12 protein-coding genes and 3 pseudogenes are annotated in these 19,244 nt (G+C 70.6%); 9 read left to right on the top strand and 6 right to left on the bottom strand.

Annotated elements, in window-relative coordinates; genetic code table 11:
- Window positions 1-23 precede the first annotated feature (23 nt).
- Window positions 24-980, top strand: a pseudogene (gene dapA / locus FREUN1FDRAFT_RS41860) (4-hydroxy-tetrahydrodipicolinate synthase); the annotation flags it as partial.
- A 343-nt stretch (window positions 981-1,323) separates the two neighbouring features.
- A pseudogene (locus tag FREUN1FDRAFT_RS48165) lies at window positions 1,324-1,431 on the top strand (PucR family transcriptional regulator); the annotation flags it as partial.
- On the opposite strand, the gene FREUN1FDRAFT_RS23905 reads toward FREUN1FDRAFT_RS48165, so the two are convergent.
- The 3 genes from FREUN1FDRAFT_RS23905 to FREUN1FDRAFT_RS23915 form a co-directional block, all read right to left on the bottom strand.
- A complete protein-coding gene (locus FREUN1FDRAFT_RS23905) occupies window positions 1,385-4,216 on the bottom strand; it encodes an HAD-IC family P-type ATPase (RefSeq protein WP_006542798.1) in 2,832 nt (943 codons plus the stop codon). The pseudogene FREUN1FDRAFT_RS48165 and the gene FREUN1FDRAFT_RS23905 sit on opposite strands and share 47 nt — an antisense overlap.
- Window positions 4,217-4,250: 34 nt before the next feature.
- The gene (locus FREUN1FDRAFT_RS23910) at window positions 4,251-5,264 is read right to left on the bottom strand and encodes a polyphosphate kinase 2 family protein (protein WP_006542799.1); all 1,014 of its coding nucleotides are present in this window, start codon (window positions 5,262-5,264) and stop codon (window positions 4,251-4,253) included.
- Window positions 5,265-5,463: 199 nt separating this feature from the next.
- Complete coding sequence (locus FREUN1FDRAFT_RS23915) at window positions 5,464-5,850, bottom strand: SHOCT domain-containing protein (RefSeq protein ID WP_006542800.1); 387 nt, start codon at window positions 5,848-5,850, stop codon at window positions 5,464-5,466.
- A gap of 173 nt (window positions 5,851-6,023) precedes the next feature.
- On the opposite strand from FREUN1FDRAFT_RS23915, the pseudogene FREUN1FDRAFT_RS23920 reads away from it, so the two are divergent.
- The 5 genes and pseudogenes from FREUN1FDRAFT_RS23920 to hypE form a co-directional block, all read left to right on the top strand.
- Window positions 6,024-6,551, top strand: a pseudogene (locus FREUN1FDRAFT_RS23920) (class II glutamine amidotransferase); the annotation flags it as partial.
- Between the two features lie 393 nt (window positions 6,552-6,944).
- Window positions 6,945-8,312 carry a hypothetical protein gene (locus FREUN1FDRAFT_RS23925; RefSeq protein WP_006542802.1) on the top strand — a complete coding sequence of 456 codons (1,368 nt, stop codon included), beginning with the start codon at window positions 6,945-6,947 and terminating at the stop codon, window positions 8,310-8,312.
- Window positions 8,309-11,140, top strand: coding sequence for a carbamoyltransferase HypF (locus FREUN1FDRAFT_RS23930; protein ID WP_006542803.1), 2,832 nt, complete (start codon window positions 8,309-8,311; stop codon window positions 11,138-11,140). The genes FREUN1FDRAFT_RS23925 and FREUN1FDRAFT_RS23930 overlap by 4 nt, the downstream gene beginning before the upstream one ends.
- Window positions 11,137-12,237, top strand: coding sequence for a hydrogenase formation protein HypD (hypD, locus tag FREUN1FDRAFT_RS23935; RefSeq protein ID WP_006542804.1), 1,101 nt, complete (start codon window positions 11,137-11,139; stop codon window positions 12,235-12,237). The genes FREUN1FDRAFT_RS23930 and hypD overlap by 4 nt, the downstream gene beginning before the upstream one ends.
- Entirely contained in the window at window positions 12,230-13,357 is a 1,128-nt protein-coding gene (gene hypE / locus FREUN1FDRAFT_RS23940; RefSeq protein ID WP_006542805.1) for a hydrogenase expression/formation protein HypE, read from the top strand. The genes hypD and hypE overlap by 8 nt, the downstream gene beginning before the upstream one ends.
- 32 nt (window positions 13,358-13,389) lie before the next feature.
- On the opposite strand, the gene FREUN1FDRAFT_RS23945 is transcribed toward hypE, so the two are convergent.
- Window positions 13,390-14,469, bottom strand: coding sequence for a ketoacyl-ACP synthase III family protein (locus FREUN1FDRAFT_RS23945; protein ID WP_006542806.1), 1,080 nt, complete (start codon window positions 14,467-14,469; stop codon window positions 13,390-13,392).
- A gap of 273 nt (window positions 14,470-14,742) precedes the next feature.
- Window positions 14,743-15,153, bottom strand: a complete 411-nt coding sequence (locus FREUN1FDRAFT_RS23950; protein ID WP_006542807.1) for an RICIN domain-containing protein — start codon at window positions 15,151-15,153, stop codon at window positions 14,743-14,745.
- 420 nt (window positions 15,154-15,573) lie between these two features.
- On the opposite strand from FREUN1FDRAFT_RS23950, the gene FREUN1FDRAFT_RS23955 reads away from it, so the two are divergent.
- Window positions 15,574-16,113, top strand: coding sequence for a pyridoxamine 5'-phosphate oxidase family protein (locus FREUN1FDRAFT_RS23955; RefSeq protein ID WP_035953261.1), 540 nt, complete (start codon window positions 15,574-15,576; stop codon window positions 16,111-16,113).
- Window positions 16,114-16,125: 12 nt separating this feature from the next.
- On the opposite strand, the gene FREUN1FDRAFT_RS23960 is transcribed toward FREUN1FDRAFT_RS23955, so the two are convergent.
- On the bottom strand, window positions 16,126-17,331 hold the full coding sequence (locus FREUN1FDRAFT_RS23960; RefSeq protein ID WP_006542809.1) for a GDSL-type esterase/lipase family protein: 1,206 nt from the start codon (window positions 17,329-17,331) through the stop codon (window positions 16,126-16,128).
- Window positions 17,332-18,360: 1,029 nt separating this feature from the next.
- Here FREUN1FDRAFT_RS23960 and FREUN1FDRAFT_RS23965 point away from each other — a divergent pair.
- Window positions 18,361-19,206, top strand: a complete 846-nt coding sequence (locus FREUN1FDRAFT_RS23965) for a phosphopantetheine-binding protein (RefSeq protein WP_006542810.1) — start codon at window positions 18,361-18,363, stop codon at window positions 19,204-19,206.
- The last annotated feature ends 38 nt before the right edge of the window (window positions 19,207-19,244 follow it).

Genomic DNA, 19,244 nt, shown 5'->3' on the forward strand with positions numbered 1-19,244 from the left:
CCGGTCGGTGACCGTCGGAGGAGATGTCGGAGGTGCCCGCTAGCGTGGCAGGTATGTCAGCATTGCCCCCGGCCCCGTTCGGGCGGATGATCACGGCGATGATCACGCCGTTCACCTCGGACGGCGGCCTGGACGTCCCGGGTGCGGCGGCGCTCGCCGAGCATCTCGTCGACGCCGGTAACGAGGCGTTGGTCATAAACGGTACGACGGGTGAGTCCCCCACGACGTCGGACGCCGAGAAGGACACGTTGCTGCGTGTGGTCCGTGAGGCGGTCGGCGGGCGCGCCCGGATCATCGCCGGGGTCGGCACGAACGACACCCGGCACACGCTGGAGCTGGCTGGCGCGGCCGAGAAGGCGGGCGCTGACGGCCTGCTGGTCGTCACGCCGTACTACAGCAAGCCGCCGCAGGCCGGGCTGCTCGCCCACTTCCGGGCCGTCGCCGACGCGACGGGCCTGCCTACGATGATCTACGATATTCCCGGCAGGTCCGGAGTTCCCGTCGCGACCGAGACGCTCCTGCGGCTGGCGGAGCACCCGCGGATCGTCGCGGTGAAGGACGCGAAGGACGATCTCGCCGGGTCGTCGTGGGTGCTGGCCAACACCGGCCTCGCCTACTACTCGGGCACGGACGTGCTCAATCTTCCGTTGCTGTCCGTTGGTGCGTGCGGCGTGGTCAGCGTTGTCGGTCATGTGGCCGCACCCGCCATCAGGGCGATGATCGAGGCCTTCGGGGCCGGTGAGGTGGGTCGGGCGATCGCGCTACACAAGGGCTTGCTGCCCGCATACGAGGGAATTTTCCGTACCCAGGGTGTGATCCTGGCCAAGGCCGCGCTGGCGATGGCGGGCCTGCCCGCGGGGCCGGTGCGGTCCCCGCTGGTCGACGCCACCGAGGCGGAGTGTGCGCGGCTGCGCGCCGATCTCGCCGCCGCCGTGCTGGACCCGGCGGCTGCGGGGGCCCAGGGCGGTGCAGACGGTGCGGCCGGGTCGGCCGGCGGGGCCCTGCCGGGAGCCCGGCACCGCCCTGGACCCTGTCGCCGCCGGGGACATCGCCGCCGGCCAGCGGGGCGTCCCCGCACAGGTCGCGGATCGGCGGACGGGCGTCGGACCAGCCGTGCCGGTGCTGGAGCTCCCGTCTTCCTGGCAGGCCGCCCGCACGGCGCTGCGTTTCACCGCCGGCGGCACCGCGATGGACCCGGGACCGCGGGTGGTGCACGCGGACCAGCTCGGCGGTCTGGCCGTGCTGGCCACGGCGGTCGGACCGGCCACGCCGCCCGACTCCGACGTCCAGGCCCTGGACCGGGCCGCCTCGGCGGCCCCCTGGATGCTGGCCACCCTGGAGGCCGTCACCACCAGCCCGAGCCTTCGCGCGGCGGCCGTGGGGCTTACCGTGCACCATTCGACCCTGCAGGAACGTCTCCACCAGGCGGAGCAGGTTCTTGGCTGGTCCGTCCACGACCCGAACGGTCGCCTGCGCCTGCATCTCGCGTTCGTGTTGCGGAGGCTGCACCGAGGAAACGCCTGACCGCCCACTTCCCGAGCTCCCACAGGATCAGGAGCGCGATCGCGGGGACAAGCGACCAGGCGAACTCGGCGAGGCTGAGCTGGGTGGTGCCGAGAATTCGCCGGAAGGCCTCCAGCTGGGTGACGAACACCGCGAGCACGAACTCTCCCAGCACCGTCCAGTTCATGTGTCTGCTGTCGAAGGTGGCTGGCGTCAGGATGGTGCCGGACTCGTCGCGGCATTCGAGCGCCCCGACGATCAGGCACAGCGCGAACGAGGTGAAGGCGATCGAGTTTCCGACGGAGTCGCTCCCGAAGCGTGTCTCGCCGATCTTGATCATCGCCAGCAGGCCGACCGTCATGACCAGCCCGACCAGGCCGACCATGACGATCAGCCTGGTGGTCAGCAGTGTCTCACCGCGTGGGCGTGGCCTCCTGCCCATGAGCCCCTGGCTTGCCCGGTCGAAACCGAGAGCGAAGCCGAACGGCGCGTTGACGAGGAAGTGGATCCACAACACCTGGGCGGGGGTGAACGGTTCGCCGGCGGCGATATCGAACAGAGTGGCACCCAGGAAGGTCAGAACAAAGACGACCAGGAGGATCAGAACGAATCGGATGTACTTGGCGAGGTTGTCGTAGATCTTGCGGCCTCGCTCGACCGCGAACACGATCGTGGCGAAGTTGTCGTCGGACAGGATCATCCGGCTCGCGTTCTTGGCGACGTCCGTACCGGTACCCATCGCGATCCCGATGTCGGCGGCCTTGATGGCCGGTGCGTCGTTGACCCCGTCTCCGGTCATCGCCACCACGTCACCACGCCTCTTCAACGTGTCGGCGAGCAGCACCTTGTGCTCGGGGGCGACCCGGCCGATGACACCGATGTCGTCGATGACGGCGAGGCGCTCGGATTCCGGGAGCGCGGCGAAGTCCGCGCCGAGGATGGCCGCACCGTCGATGCCGACCTGCGCGGCTATGGCGGCTCCGGTGACAACGTCGTCGCCGGTGACCATCCGGACCCGGATGTGGGCGTCGCGCGCACCGGCGATCGCCTCCGCGGACTCCGGCCGGGGTGGGTCGACCATCCCGACCAGGCTCGTCATGTGAAGACCGGTGACGTAGGCGAGCAGGTCGCCGTCGGCCCGGAAGTCGGCCGGATCGAGATCGAGGGTGGCGGCGGCCATCACCCGCTTCCCCTCGCCTCCCATGCGCTCGACGTGAGCCTCGGCCCATTCGCGCAGGCGGGCGTCCCAGGGGACTGTGCCGTCGCCGGACCGCGCCGTCGTAACCCGAGCCAGAACCGCGGGGGCCGCACCCTTCACGAAACAGCGGACAACTGACCGCCCCGCGGTGTCGACAGCCGGATGGAACGTGGCCATCAGCTTGTAGTCCGGGTCGAACGGCAGCGTGGCGAGCCGGGGCAGCCGCTCGCGGGTGATGTCCACATCGAGCCCAGCCTTGTGACCGAGCACCAGCAGGGCGCACTCAGTGGGATCGCCGACGGCCTCCCCGTTCATCAGCGCCGCGTCGTTCGCGACCAGGTAGGGCAGGATCGCCTCCTCCACGCGGGCGGAGCCGCCGGCGGCGTGCCGGACCTGTCCCTGCAGCGCGCGGCCCGTACCGGAGACCGTGTAGCGGTCGGTCGGTTCGACGACCTCGACCACGGTCATCTGGTTCATGGTCAGGGTCCCGGTCTTGTCCGAGTTGATCGCCGAGACGAATCCCAGGGTCTCGACCGACGGGAGATCCTTGACAATGGCATTGCGCCTGGCGAGATCGACGCCGCCGAGGGAGAGAATCGTCTGCGTGACGGTCGGCAGCGCTTCGGGGATGGCGGCGATCGCGAGCGACACCGCGCTGACGAACAGGACGTCCCAGGTCAGGCCCCGCTGCCGCCCCAGGGCGATCATCACGATCATGGTGAGGCCGGCGGCGCCCGCGATCCACAAAGTGAGCCGGTTGAGCTCCCGGGTCAACGGTGACTCCTCCCGCGCCGTGGCGGACAGCAGGCCCGACAGTTTGCCCAGCTCGGTACCGGCACCGGTGGCAGTGACGATCATCGTCCCGCTGCCGTGGGTCACCGGGGTGCTCATGAAGGCCATGTTGGTCTGCTCGCCGGGGCCGAGCGGGCCGACCCGCAGGATGCCGGCGTCCTTGGTAACGGGGACGCTCTCCCCGGTCAGCGCGGACTCGTCGATCTGGAGGGCGCTGGCTGCGACAACGCGCCCGTCGGCGGGTACCTCGTCTCCCGCCGCGAGGATCACGACATCGCCCGCCACCACCTGGTCGGCCGGGATCTCGGCCTCGGACCCGGACCGCCGCACGCGGGCCGTCGCCTTCAGCATCGACCGCAGCGCGTTCATGGCGCTCTCGGCCTTGCCCTCCTGACGCAGGCCCACCACGGCGTTCAGGACGGTGAGCAGCGCGAGCAGCACCGCGGTACTCCACTCGGCAACCCCGACCGAAACGACGGCCGCACCGATGAGAATCAGCTGCATATAGCTGCGGTACTGGCTGAGGAACCGACGCCAGCCCGGCGTGGGCTTCTCCTCCGGAAGCACGTTCGGGCCGTCGGTGGCCAGCAGTTCGGCCACCCGCGCGTCCGCCAGCCCAACGGCCGGATCGACCCGGAAGGCGGTCGTGACCTCCTCGACCGAGCGCGCGAACCAGCTGTCGGTGCCAACCGTGCTCCGATCAATCTCGCTGTGCACGCTCATGTCGTTCCGTCTCCGATCGAGATCGGCGCCGCGTTCACGCGTTCTCGGTCTTCCCGGCCCTTTCGCTTTTCTGCGCCTTCTTCGGCTTTCCGCTGCCGGCCTCGGCGCTGGCGATCGACATGGCATACGGGTCGGCCGGAGCGCCCTCGGGGGCCTCGCTCTCAAGTCGCCGTGCCACCGCTCCCAGTGCGCGTCGCTCCTCGGCGCTTACCGTGGGATACCGCGGGTCGATGTCGATCAGGGTGTGTGCGAGAACCGCACCGGCACAGATCCGGGCGAACCACTTCCGGTCAGCCGGTATGACATACCAGGGTGCCCACCGTGTGCTGGTGGCCGACAGCATCTTCGAGAACGCGTGCTGGTACTCGTCCCAGTGCTCGCGCTCGCGCACGTCGGCAGCCGAGAACTTCCAGTTGCGCTCCGGCACGTCGATCCGTTTGAGGAACCGGGCCCGTTGCTCCTCCCGGGAGATGTTGAGAAACAGCTTGACCAGCCGGTAGCCGTTGTCGGTCAGGTAGCGCTCCCATTCGTTGATCTCGTTGTACCGTCGGTTCCAGACGCCTTTTCTCTTGGCCTCGGGTGGGAGCTTCTGCCGATCGAGGTTCTCCGGATGTACACGGACTACGAGGACCTCCTCGTAGTGTGAGCGATTGAATATTCCGATGTTCCCGCGGGCCGGCAACCGGCAGGCATAGCGCCACAGGTAGTCATGGTCGAGCTCCTCCGCCGACGGCACCTTGAAACTGTTCACCTGCACGCCCTGCGGATTGACCCCGCTCATCACATGCCGAATTATGCCGTCCTTTCCACCCGCATCCAGCGCTTGGAGGCAGACCAGCACCCCATAGGTGTCCTGTGCGGCCAGGCGCCGTTGGTAGTCGGCCAGCAGCTCGATCCCGGTGCGTAGCAGCGCTACGCCATCCTTCTTCTTCAGAATGTGTGCCTTGTACCGCGGATCGAAGTCCGCGGGCAGGGTCACCGTGGTTCCCGGTTCGACACGCAGCGGCCTGATGAACTTCCTGATTCGCTCGGCTCTCTCATCCACCATCAGTGGTCCGTCTCCTGTCGCGCACCAGGGCGGCTTTTCCGTCTCACGGTCCGCGGTCAGGGAGGCCACGGGTCCGGATCAACGGTGCGGAAGGCGCCGGTGCGAGCTCGTCGGCAGGCCTGGGCCCGGCAGGTCATGGACCCGTCGGCGAGATACGTGGAACCAGCCGCGGCCGCCGCCGTCGGCCGATCAGGTCAGGTCAGGTCAGGATCCGCCGCTTCCCCTGCTCGAACTCCGCCTCGCTGATGTCGCCCTGGCGGCGGAGATCGGCCAGCTTCGCAAGCTCCTCGGCGGTCCCCTGAGTGGCCCGTACCGCGGAGGGGCCGAAGCCCTGCTGCAGCGATTCGCGTCGCTGCGCCTCCTGGTAGGTGCGCTCACCCATCTCCTGGCCGTAGATGATCGTGTAGGTGAAGACGCCCAGCAGGGGAAGGAGGATCACGGCGGCGAGCCAGCCGGTCTTACCCCAGCCGGACAGGTCGCGCCGGCGGAAGATATCCGCTATCACAAAAACCAGGACACAGATCCACAGTGCGAAGGCGAAGAACCAGAGCATCGTCCAGAAGACGTTGAGAAGTGGATAGTCCATGAAGGGTTCCTCCTCCGTTCGCGGACCGCCACCGGCAGGGTGAAGGGCCTGCATCGGTAGGTACCCCGTCAACCCGAAGGTCCAACAGCCCGACGACCGAAAGGTGGTGAGGAGGCCTTGCGCACGTTCGAGCGAGCACTGGAACACCGGTCCAGAAGACGAACTCCCATCCGTTTCGCTACCGGCGATGGCTATTCGTGCACAACGGTCATATCGAGGGCTTTGATTCTCTCCGGCGCGAGCTGCTGATGGCGGTCCGGGCGGATCTGTTCGCCAACATCAGGGGCTCGACGGACTCGGAGGTGATGTTCCACCTCGCGCTCACGTTCGGGCTGGAGGATGATCCCCTGGGCGGGCTGGAGAGGATGGCCGGTTTCGTCGAGAGCGTCGGTGCCGCGGCGGGCATCGCCGAACCGCTGCAGATGACGGTCGGCCTGACCGACGGCCAGACGATGTTCGCGGTCAGGTATGCCAGCGGGCCGGTCGTCAACACCCTCTACATGAACGAGGATGTCGACGCGATCCGGATGCTCTACCCCGAGAACGGCCGCCTCGGCCGCGTGCCGCCCAACGCGCGCGGCATCCTCTCGGAACCCCTGGATGAGCTACCCGGGGTGTGGCAGGAGGTACCGCCGTCGACGGCACTCGTCGTCAACGGCACACCCCACGAATGCTCCTTCCGCCCCCGGCCGCCGATGTGAGCCGGCTCTCCGGTGGGGTTGGTTCCCCTCCGCGGCGGACCGGTTGGCGCCTAGGTGGCAGTGTCCGTCCACTGCCGATCGGCGTAGTGGTCGGCGGCACATAGCGTTTGGCTGCCGAAGGCGTCCGCGGCGGGCCCGCCGAGCACGAGGGCGTGGTGCCACGCGGGACGTCGCCGACCGGCCCGGAAACGCTCACCTGACGAAGGGGACCGATGTCATCCGAGCTGTGGCTTCTGGGCGGGACGCGCGCGCGGCGACCACGCGACCTCTCCCGCCGGTGACCCGGACGGGGCACACGACTGAGCCTTTTCCATCGTCGACTCGGACCAGCGGCATCCCTGGCCGAACACCGTGAGACGGAAAAGGCCCACTGAACCACGACGGGTGACACAGATGGCCACAGACCTCCCTGCCCACACCGAGCCCACCGAGCCCACCGAGGCCGCCGGCTCCGGTGCTGCCGTGCGGTGCGCGCGTCCGCAGCCCGTCGGTGTGTTTCCGCTGCCCGCGGGCTTCCTGCTCATCCCCGGCGGGGACGAGACGGCCGCCGTTCGGCGGTCCCTGGCGGCCGGGATGCTGCCCACGGCGTGGCCGCCGCAACTCGCGGCGATCGAGCTCGCCTACCAGGGGGACCTCGCCGGCGCCGCCGCGCTGCTGACCGGCGACGATCCGGTCACCCGCTACAACCGGTTCGTCCTGCGTCCGGCCGGTTCCGCGGCGCCGGCGGAGGCGGAGGCGGAGGCTGCCACCGCGGAGGACGAACCGCTCGCGCTGCGCACGGCGCTCGGTGACGAGCTGGGCATCCTGGTGGATGTCGTCCGCTTCGCCGGCGGTCAGCGGCCCGTGCCGCCGATTCTCACCGGCGAGTCCGGGGAGATCGCCGCGCTGGTGTGGTCCGCGCACGCCGCGCACGCGACAGCCGCCGGCCGGATCGGTGATGCGGCCCGGATGCTCGGCCGCGCGATCGCGGCGGCACACAAGGTCGCCCCCGGGCTCGCCGCCCAGCTGATGGCGACCACCGCCGGGCTGCGCCGCGACGTCGAGGGGCCGACCAGCGAGGTGATCGCCGACCTGGCGGCCGCGCTCAACACGCTGGAGCCCACCGACCTGGTCGCCGTCCGGGCCGAGCTGCACCTGACGCTGGGATCCGTCCACCATGAGCTGGCCGGCGCCGGCCAGGCCAGCGAGGACCAGGCGGGAGAGGATCTGGCCGGTCTGCGTACCGCCGCCGAGCACTACCTCGCCGCGCTGCGGCTGATCACCATCGACACCGCGCCGGAGCTGTTCGCCTCGGCGCAGGTCAGCCTGGCTGCCGCCTACCTGGCGATGCCGATGAACTCGGCCTCCGACCAGCTGCGCATCGGGGTGGCGATGCAGGGCCTGCGGACCGCCCTCACCGTGTACACGCGCAAGACCCATCCGCAGCAGTGGGCCAGCACCCAGCTCAACCTGGCGAACGCGCTGGTGCATGCCCCGTCCTCGCACCGGCGGGACAATCTCGTCGAGGCGGTCGGCCGCTACCAGGAGGTCATCGCCAACAAGGTGGGCCTCGCCGACCCGCCCGCCTATGCCCGGGTGCTCACCAGCCAGGGCAACGCGCTCGCTCGCCTGGGCGCGTTCCCGCAGGCCACGGCGTTGCTCCACGAGGCCCGCACGATCTTCGAGAACAGCGGTGACGACGAGTCCGCGGCCACGGTCCGCCACCTGCTGGACGAGATCGCCCGCCACCGCGCGCTGATCAGCTCGACAGCCGGATCTTGACGTCCCACCCCTCGCCCGACGACGGCGCGACGACAACGTTCGCGGACGGCGGGGCGGCGCAGGTTGGCGGCAGCGCGGCCCGGGTTCGATGGCGGGTGACCGCCGAAGGCGTCGTGCAGGGAGTCGGATTCCGGCCCCATGTCTACCGGCTCGCGGTTGGGCTGGGGCTGGCGGGCTTCGTCCGCAACGACGCGGGTGCGGTCGTCGTCGAGGTGGAGGGGGCCGCCCGAGCCGTCGCCGAGTTCCGGCGACGGCTCACGGCCCCGTCCCCACCGCTTGCGCGGGTACAGCGGATCACCGTCACCGAGATCGCGCGCGCCGGGAACGCCGACGCCGACGCCGACGCGGCCGAGGCCGCGGCCGGGAACGTGAACCGTGCGGACGTTGGCGGTGCGGACGCAGTCGCGGCGGTCGCGGCCACGGGCTTCCGCATCCTCGCCAGCGCATCGGCACCCGGCCCGCGCACGATGGTCCCGCCGGACGCGGCCGTGTGTGACGACTGCCTGCGCGAGCTGGCCGACCCCGCGGACCGCCGCCACCGCCACCCGTTCATCACCTGCACGAACTGCGGTCCCCGCTTCACGATCATCGAGAGCCTGCCGTATGACCGCGCGGCGACCACGATGGCCCGGTTCCCGATGTGTCCCGAGTGCACGCGCGAGTACGGCAACCCGGCGGACCGGCGCTTCCACGCCGAACCCATCTGCTGCCCGTCATGCGGGCCGACGCTGTGGTTCGAACGAGCCGCCGACCCGGGCACGTGCCGGGCCGACCGTGAGCGCGGCGGCGGCGGCGAGCACGGCGACGGCGGCGAGGGCGAGGGCGAGGGCGATCGAGCCTGCGGCCCCGAGGCCGCGCCCGCGCGGCGGCGGTCGGCGGATGTCGCGCTCGCGGCGGCGCAGCGAGCGCTGGCGGCGGGCGAGGTCGTGGCGGTGAAGGGCGTCGGCGGATACCACCTGGCCTGCGACGCAGGTGCCAGCGACGCCGTCGCGCTGCTGCGCGCACGCAAGGGACGTCCGGACAAGCCCCTGGCGGTCATGGTGGCGGACCTGGCGAGCGCTGCCAGGCTCGCCGACCTGTCCGCGGCCGAGCGGGAGCTGCTGGCCTCGCCCGCCGCGCCGATCGTCCTCGCCCGGAGGAAGGCCACCGCGCCCGTCTCGGAGCTGGTGGCGCCCGGTAGCCCCCTCATCGGACTACTCCTGGCGTACACGCCGCTGCATCATCTTCTGTTCACCCCGGTGCCCGGTGCGGACGTGGACCCACCCCAGTCGCTGGTGATGACCAGCGGCAACCGCTCCGGCGAGCCGATCTGCATCGCGGACGACGAGGCCCGCGCCCGGCTGCGTGACCTCGCGGACGCCTTCCTGGCCCATGACCGGCCGATCGTCGCGCCGTGCGACGACTCGGTCGAGCGCTTCGACGGCGAACGGGTGCTGCCGGTGCGCCGCTCCCGTGGCTACGCCCCGCAGGTGGTCGACCTCGGACGTCCCGTCGGCTCCGTGCTGGCGGTGGGCGGCGACGGAAAGGCCACGGTGTGTCTTACCACCGGACGGCACGCGGTCGTCTCACAGCACCTCGGGGACATCGCCGGGCTCGACGCGCTGCGCACGTTCGAGGACGCCTGCGCCCGGATGACGCGACTGTACGACGTCGCGCCGGCCACGCTCGCCGCCGACCGCCATCCCGGCTATCTCACCCGGGCCTGGGCGAGCCGGCGACCCACCGGTGCCAGCCGAAGCCACGATGTCGGGCACCATCACGCGCACGTCGCGGCGCTGCTCGCCGAGCACGGCCGGCTCGGACGCCCCGGTGCTCCCGGCGGGTCCGGCGGGTCCGGCGATCCTGTCGCCGGACCGGTCCTCGGGATGGCGTTCGACGGCACCGGGTTCGGGTCCGACGGGACCATCTGGGGTGGTGAGGCGCTGCTGGTCGGAGCCGATCTCACGAGCGTCGAACGGTTCGCGTACCTGCGCCCGGTGCCGCTGCCGGGCGGCGACGCCGCTGCCCGCGAGCCGTACCGCTGCGCCCTCGCGCATCTCGCTGCCGCCGGGTTGCCCTGGTCCGACGATCTTCCGCCGGTGCGGGCCGTGACTCCGGCCGCGTTGGCGGTGCTGCGGACGATCCTGGACCGCGGCGTGTCCTGCGTGCCGTGCAGCAGCATGGGCCGGCTGTTCGACGCGGTGGCCGCGCTGCTCGGTGTGCGTCAGCGCAGCACCTTCGAGGCACAGGCCGCCACCGAGCTGGAAGCCGCGGCTGCGCTGGCAGACGTCGAGGGACTGGCAGACGTCGAGGGACTGGCGGGCGTCGAGGGACTGGCGGGCATCGCGAGGCTGGCGGGTGTCGCGAGGCTGGCGGGCGTCGCGGGGCGGGAAGCCGCCGCCGAGCGGGTGGCGGGGGATGCCCGGGGCCTCAGCACTCCGGCGCCGACACCCGTGCTCGCCTTCGGGTTCGACCGCAGGCCCGGCGGGGGTGTGCTCGACCCCGCGCCGCTGATCTCCGGCCTGGTCGAGGGGATGCGCGCCGGGGTCGCGGTGCCGGTGCTGGCCCAGGCGTTCCACCTGGCTGTCGCCGAGGCGGTGGTGACGGTCGCCCGTGCGGCGCGTGACCTGCGTGGCGTCGGCGTGGTCGGGCTGACCGGCGGCGTGTTCGCGAACGTCGTCCTCGTGCGGGCCTGCCGTTCCCGGCTGGTCGCGGCCGGCTTCGAGGTGCTGACCCACCGGGTCGTTCCACCCGGCGACGGCGGGCTCGCGCTCGGGCAGGCCGCGATCGCGGCCCTCGCCGGCACACCCGACCGTCACGATCGAGATGATGAGGACGAACGCCGATGAGGTATCTGCGGGAGTTCCGTGATCCCGTGCTCGCGGCCCGGCTCGTGGACGCGATCGCCACGGTCGCCACCCGCCGGTGGACGATCATGGAGGTCTGCGGTGGCCAGACCCACTCGATCATCCGTAACGGCCTCGACCAGCTGCTCGCCGAGCAGGTCGAGTTCGTCCACGGGCCGGGCTGCCCGGTGTGTGTCACCCCGCTGGAGACGATCGACCGGGCGCTGGCGATCGCCGCCCGGCCCGAGGTGATCCTCTGCTCGTTCGGGGACATGCTGCGGGTTCCCGGCAGTGACACGGACCTGTTCAGCGTCCGTGCGTGCGGCGGTGACGTCCGGGTGGTCTACTCACCGCTGGACGCCGTCCGCCTCGCCGAGGAGAACCCGCGCCGGGAGGTCGTGTTCCTCGGGATCGGCTTCGAGACGACCGCCCCGGCCAACGCCATGGCGGTGGTGGCGGCCCGGGCCCGTGGCCTGCGCAACTTCTCGATGCTGGTCAGCCACGTGCTGGTGCCGCCGGCGATGGCCGCGGTGCTCGCGGCGCCGGAGAACCGGGTGCGCGCCTTCCTCGCCGCCGGGCACGTGTGCGCCGTCATGGGGACGTCCCAGTACGAGCCGCTGGTGTCGTCGCACCGGGTACCGATCGTGGTCACCGGGTTCGAGCCGCTGGATCTGCTCGACGGGGTCCGCACCGCCGTCGAGCAGCTGGAGGCGGGGCGGGCCGAGCTGGCCAACGCCTACTCCCGGGCGGTGTGCGCCGACGGCAACGTGGTGGCCCGGCGCACCCTCGACCGGACGTTCACCGTGTGCGACCGGGCCTGGCGTGGCATCGGGGTCATCCCCGGATCGGGCTGGCGGCTCGCGGACGAGTACGCCGAGTTCGACGCCGAGATCCGTTTCGACGTCACGGGCCTCACCGCCGAGGAGTCGTCCGAGTGCCGCAGCGGTGACGTGCTGCGCGGCATGATCAAACCCCCGCAGTGCCCGGCGTTCGGCGGCCGGTGCACTCCGCGTACCCCGCTGGGAGCGACGATGGTGTCCACCGAGGGCGCGTGTGCCGCCTACTTCCAGTTCCGCAGGCTCGGTGCCGACCATGGCTGACGGCGGCTCGGCTGACACCGGCGCGGCTGACGGTGGCCTGGCTGACGGCGGCTCGGCTGACGCCGGCGTGGTGGATCCGTCCCGCTGGGTGTGCCCGCGTCCGCTGCGGGATCACAGCGCGGTGATGCTGGGGCACGGCGGCGGCGGCATCCTGTCCGGCGAGCTGATCGAGCACCTGTTCCTGCCGGCCTTCGGGGCTCCGCCGGATCAGCCGATGGCGGATTCGGCGCTGCTGGAGGTGGGCGGCACCCGGCTCGCCTTCTCGACCGACTCGTATGTGGTCCGCCCGTTGTTCTTTCCGGGTGGCAGCATCGGCGAGCTGGCCGTCCACGGCACCATCAACGATCTCGCGTGCAGCGGCGCCGCCCCGATCGCGCTGTCCGCCGGCTTCATCCTGGAGGAGGGCCTGGAGCTGGGTGTGCTCGGCCGGGTGGCGCAGGCGATGGGGCAGGCCGCGGCCCGGGCGGGGGTGCGGCTGGTGACCGGCGACACCAAGGTCGTCGAACGGGGGCTGGCGGACGGCCTCTACGTGAACACGAGTGGCATTGGCGTGGTCCCCTCGGGGGTCGACATCCGGCCGGAGCGGGCCCGGCCCGGCGACCGGGTGATCGTCTCCGGGGCCGTCGGTGAGCACGGCGTGGCGGTGCTGAGCGTCCGCGAGAACCTGGAGTTCGGCGGGGACGTCCGGTCCGACACCGCCGCGCTGCACGGGCTGGTCGCGGCGATGCTGGCGGTGGCACCGGCCGGGGTGCACGCGCTGCGCGACCCGACCCGGGGCGGTCTCGCCACCAGCCTGTGCGAGATCGCCGCCGCGTCGGGCACCGGCGTCGAGTTCACCGAGGGTGCCGTGCCGGTCCCGCCGGTGGTGGAGGCGGCCTGCGCGTTCCTCGGCCTCGACCCGCTGCACGTGGCCAACGAGGGCAAGATCGTCGCGTTCGTCGCCCCCGAGGACGCCGACGCCGTGCTGGCGGCGATGCGGGCGCACCCGGCCGGGAGCGAGGCGGCGGTCATCGGGACCGTCACCGCGGAGCACCCGGGAGTGGTCGTCGGGCGCACCGCCTTCGGGACGACCCGCATCGTCGCCCGCCCGCTCGGCGAGCAGCTGCCCCGCATCTGCTGATCGGTGGCCGCCACCGGCGGGCGGTGGACGGGTCAGGCGGCGTGGGCGGTGAGGGCCGCGCAGGACCAGGTGAACCCGGCACCGGTGCTGAGTACCAGTGCGGTCTCGCCGGGGGCCAGGATCTTGCTCTCCAGCAGGTCGGCGATCCCCGCGGTGAGGTCGCCGGCGCCCAGATGCCCCGTCTCACGACCGAAGTCGATCGGTTCGGCGCCGGTGACATCCACGACGATCGGGACGAACACGGACTCCAGCGGGGCCCGGTGCACGCGCGGCAGGACAACACAGCGAGGGCGTGTTCCACGGGGGAGCTCGGCCTCGGCCAAGGCCAGCCGCAGCAGCGTCTCCACCCGTTCCCGCTCGGCGGCCCGGTACCCGGAGCTGCCGTGGCGGCGCAGATAGGCACGCTTCGTCCGGCGCGCGTCGACGGTGGGAACGTTCATGCGGGCCGCCGGGGAGAAGGTGTCGTTGCCCCGGTGCATGCCCTCCAGGCTCGGCGCGGAGACGGAGCTCATCGAGATCAGGCGAAGCTGGGCGCCGCTGCCGCCGAGAGCTGCGCCGCCGGTGTCGCCGAGGGCTGCGCCGCCGGTGGTGCCGGTGGCGGTGCCCGCGAGGTCGGCCCGGCTGACGAGAACGGCGCTCGCGCCGTCCCCGTAGGCGACGCCGAGGTCGCTGTTCCACCGGTCGAATCCGGGCGGGCAGAAGCGGTCCGCGGTGGTGACCAGCACCCGGGCCGTGGACGGATCGGCGAGCAGGTGCGTCGCGGCGGTCTGCAACGCGGCCGCGCCGCCGTTGCACATCTGCTGGATGCCGATCGGCTGCGCCGCATGGGCGCCGAGCTGGTCGGCGATGTAGTGGGCGGGCGACCAGAAGTCATGCCCCTGGTAGTAGCTCCAGGCGTGCAGGACGAGGTCCAGCTCTGCTCCGTCCCAGCCGGCCCGTTCCAGTGCCGTGCTCGCCGCGAGTACCGCCATCTCCGGAGCGGAGGGACCGTCCGACACGGTCAGCGACGTGTAGCCGGGATCATCCGCGGAGGCGTCGGACCCTGCCGGGGCCTCGCTTCGCGGCGGGAGCCAGGCGGCGGCGGCACTGATGACGACAGCGTCGGTCCTCACCCGGACGTGCTCCCTCCCACGAGTCGACGGGTCCGGAGACAGCACCCGACATGCTCGACAGTGCTCGACGGCAGCCCACAAAGAATATGCGGATCTGTGTCGCGGGGCTCCAGTTATCCCGTCGAGGGCCCGCCGGGCGTGGCGATAGCGGGAGGCCGCGCCGTGGCGCGTGGCTCGCTCCACCGAGGTGGGGTGTGGTCGCCGCGCTGCCCGGAACGGCGCCTGTCGACGGCCACACGACACCACACCCCACCCACCCGCCGTCCTCGGTGGCTAGCCGACCTGCTGGAGCTGCCAGCCCCTGTCCTGCCTGAAGACCGGCGAAAGCGCGATCATGGGTGGGAAGATGAGGGCCGGGTGCAGCCCGAGCGTCAGCAGGTCGTTCTCGGTGACTCCGATGACGACGGAGCCGGGCCGGGGGCCCTCATCGATCCGCCAGGTCCGCGCCTGCGGAAACGCCTGAACCGGCTCGAACGGGTCCGGGGCGCCGTCGAATCCCAGAAACTCCTGGGCCGAGGCGTTGCGAATGGTGTACCTACCGTCTCCGCTGCCCTTGATCTCCCACTCCTGACCCCGCCCGTTCTCGGGCAGGAGAACAGCGGGCCCCCGGCCATTGCTGGTGATGTTCTGCTGGCCATCGAGGCTGATGCGATAGATGCCGTCACTGATGACGCTGTTGCCCATTTCATACCCGCCTTCTGTGGATGAATGGCCTGGTGGTCAGTCCTGTGCACGGTTGGTTCCAGGCATGGGAACGGCCGGCAACCGGCCTGTTGGAAGCGGTCCGCCGTGAGTTATCCGGCCGACCGGAACGTGTGAGATCGTCCCGTGCGGCCGAAACCGTCAGGTCGGCGTGGCGCGAACTCGTGCCCGGGACTTTGGTGCCTCGCCGCGATGCCATTGTGCCCGGCCGTGCCTCATCCCGCTGGCGACGCCTACCGGCGGATGTCCGAACACCCGATTCCTGCAGATCGGTAATAGCCGGGCAGTGTGTGAGAAGACGGTCGATCCTCGGACCGGAACAGGTGGGGGCGGGGACACCGGGTGGCGGGAAACTGCCCGCACCGGCGATGAGTTTCGGGAGCTCGCGTGGTCCAATCCCACATGCACGCACCCGACGCGACCAACCTCGCTGACCTCTACGACCTGCCGCCGGTGGACTGGGCGTTCATCCAGGCACGCCTCGATGGCGGGCTCACCCAGGCCCCGGGCTCCGGCGGGCCCGGCCGGCACACCTGCTGGCTGACGACGCTCAACGCGGATGGCTCGCCGCACGTCACCGGTATCGGGGCCCTGTATGCGGAAGGCGGCCTCTGGTTCGAGACCGGCGAGCGCACTCGTAAGGCGCGCAACATCGCCCGCGATCCGCGCTGTGCGCTGAGCCTGGCCACGGCCGAGTTCGATCTCGTGGTCGAGGGGCGGGCCAGCCAGGTCACCGATCCGTCGGTCGTCGCGGCACTGGCTGCCCGCTGGGCGGCGGAGGGCTGGCCGGTGTCGGTGGACGAGTCCGGCCGGGCCCTGACCGCCGAGTTCAGCGCGCCATCCGCCGGCCCGCCGCCCTGGTTCGTCTACCGGATCGATCTGACCGCGGCGACGGCCGTGCGGACTGTCGATCCCGGCGGTGCCACCCGGTGGCGTTTCTGAGCCCTCCGGGTGTCAGCGCATCGGCAGCGGGTCGGTGCGTGCCGTGCTCGCGGTCGGGGACGCGGGGCTCAGGTAGGGACCGTGCACGGCACGCACGTAGTACTCGAACGTGTGCGCGGGATCCGGCAGGACGAGCTTCCAGCTGTCGGCGGGCAGCGGCAGGTCGGATGGGGTGAACTCACGGCCGAGGGTGGCATCCCGTGAGTACAGGACGTAGCCGCCGGCGCCGAACGAATGCGACCAGCGCACCGTCACGATGCCGCCCTCCTTGACCGCGGTGATCGACTGCGGGGCCGACGGCCTGGTCTCCGGGACGGTCTGCGGTATCGGCGTGCGGTAGAGCGGGAGGCCGAACGCGATGGCCAGCGCGTCGGCGAACGCCCTGGCCACCCGGAACTCGCCCACGCCGTTGGGATGGACGCCGTCATACGTGTCGGTCGCCGCCCGGTAGGTCGCCCCCAGGCCGGCGAGCGCCACCGGCGACGGGGCCGTGCCCCAGCTCGGGAGCTCCCGGGCCAGCAGCTCGTTGTACTCGGAGATCCTGGCGTTGAGGTCGGGTGACATGCCCGGCAGCAGCGTGGGATGGATGACGTCCGCCAGCACAACCCTGATCGACGGCCTGGCCGCGCGCGCTCTTGTGAGGAGAGTGTGCAGATCCGCGACGAGGCCGGCGGGCGTGTTGAGCGCATACGCCAGATCGTTGTAACCGAGCTCGACGAGCAGGATGTCCGGCTGGTACCGGGCGACATCGCCGGCGATGGTTTGTTTGGCCTCCAGCGCGGTCCAGCCCCACTCGGCGTTGTTCTCCGTGGGAAAGTCGATGCCCGCCCGGTAGGCCCCGTCATGGGAGATCGGCGCGTCGACCTTCGGATACTCGTCCGGCTGCGCGGGCGGGATGACATAGGTGCCTGTCCAGGGGCCGACGAACCGTGCGTTCACACCGCCGGAGCGAAAGTGCTCCCACAGGCGATAGCGCCAGGTGAAGTCGCCTTCCCGGCCCTGACTGATCGAGTCACCGGTGACCATCACCCGCAGGAGCCCGTCCTGCCCGTCCTGCCCGTCCTGCCCGGCCAGGTCGGCGCGGCCGGTCGGTTCCGGTGTGCCCGGAACGGCTTCGGCTGGCCAGACCAGGGCTGCGACGGCCCCCGCGCACGCGGCGGTCGCGACGAGTGCCGTCAGGGTCAGTACCAGCGCGACCACGGCCCACGGGGACCGCATCTTCTTCGTTGAGTGATTCGGCAAGATGGCGTCGATATTCCTGGTCGGTGCCCGGATTCGGGCAGGCTGGACCGGCGGAGGATTCCACGAAATCCGGTGAACCGAGATCGCAGCCTCGGAAACCGTCGTTACTCGCGCAGGCGACGAGTCAAGGTTTCCTCAGGTGCCCTGGGTGAAGGGCTGGCCGAAGGTCGCCATCTGCAGCTGTACAAGATCTTCCGGAAAGATAGTCGCGAAGGATGTGGATGCGCAAGCCGGTTGTTGTCCGCTCGGGACAAGGTAATTGTTCCCGCTGTTCGCGGCGCATGCTCCCAGGATGGCGAACGAAAACACTGAGGGTAGCGTCCGGGCCTATCAGGTCGAGCGCCGCGTGGCCCCGGTGGTCCCGCGGCAGGGCCCTGACGACGGCCTACTGCTGTTCTGCTGAATGCCTGGCGAGGCTCGGGTCGGTCCGGATTCTAACGGCGTGTGATTGCGCCGGTTCTGGTGCGGTGGTGCGCGTGACAGGTTCCTGTGGCGGTTGTCACATCGATTTGTCGGGGCTCCTGGTGACCGCCCCGGGTGACGCCACTGTCGGGAGCGCGCGGAGGGTGCTGTGTGCGGCGTTCCCTACCATGAGTCCGGGCCGGCGGTGCGGGTGGCTCGGAGAAATGATCCCAACGACTCCGAATTCTCGTCAGAAGTCACCGACAAGCCTGGGTGGCGACCGTCGAGCTGAGGTGGGCGAAGAGCTCGATGCATTACGGATCGTCACCGTGGTGGGTGCTGTTCGGGGCGCGGTCGCGCGAAATTCTCGGGCCATATGCCCAGGTCGGAAGGCGTCATAAACTGTTTCCGGCGGTCCTTCGGAGAAAATCGTCCGCTACCTTCCGTGTTTGCTGTGAAGGTAGTCGGTGTGGAGTGCACGCCCGGGTGTGGCACGGCACCTTGCTCGATCGCGACAATGTCGCTACTCTGCCCTCTGGCTGCTCCCGGGCAGTGTTGTAATTACCCTAGGCGCCGCCTGGGCGCCCCCAACTGGCGAGGGTCATGCTAACGAAGGACGCATTCGAGGATCTGATCGTTCGACGTATGAGGCTGCCCCGAGAGAAGGTGGGCGGCGACTCCGGTCTGACGACGGATCTTGGGCTGGACTCGTTTGGGCTGTTGGAGCTCGCCGCATCGATGGCGGAGCTCGGAGTCGTCCTGGACGAGCGGACATGGTTGGCGACGGAGACGGTCGGCGAGTTGTACGACCGGTACCGTGAGAGTGCCGAGAGTACTGCCTCTGTTGCCACCGTGCAGCCCATGGCAGACAGGTCCTCGCCCGCGGCGGACGAGTTGCTGCCGCCGGTGCTGGCAGGGCAGTTCTTCCGGCTGGCGCCGGTGCTGCCGCCGCTTGTTCCCTTCCTGTACGAGCTCGCCATCACCCCGGAGGTCGGCTTTCGCTGGCGCTACCGTGGCTCTGTTCCGTCCATCCAGCAGTTCGAGCAGGAGCTCTGGCAGGGGCTGCTCGTCCAGTTCGTGGCGGAGTCCATCAACACGAACCAGCCGGCCGGGCATCTGATCTGCTATAACCCCGACTTCAACCTGGGGCATGCCTACGTCGGCGCCGCCATGGCCAGCTCCTACCTGGGCACGGGCATAGCGGCCGAGCCGGTTCGGCTGTTCATCGAGTATCTGTTCGACGTGTGGCCCTTCCGGAAGCTGTACCTGGAGATGCCTGAGTTCAACTACCAGCAGTTCGCCAGTGCGGGCGGCCGGGCGCTGCACGTCGAGGCGCGCTTTCGGGACCACGACTACTATCGTGGCCGACGCTGGGACCGACTCGTCCTCGCGGCCTATCGCTCAGACGAGCATGTTCCGACCGGACCGAATGGCCGCGGCTCCTTCTGATCGAGCTCTTATCGAGCCTCGGGCTGCTGCTCCGGCCG

This window comes from Parafrankia sp. EUN1f, assembly GCF_000177675.1.
GTDB lineage: Bacteria > Actinomycetota > Actinomycetes > Frankiales > Frankiaceae > Parafrankia.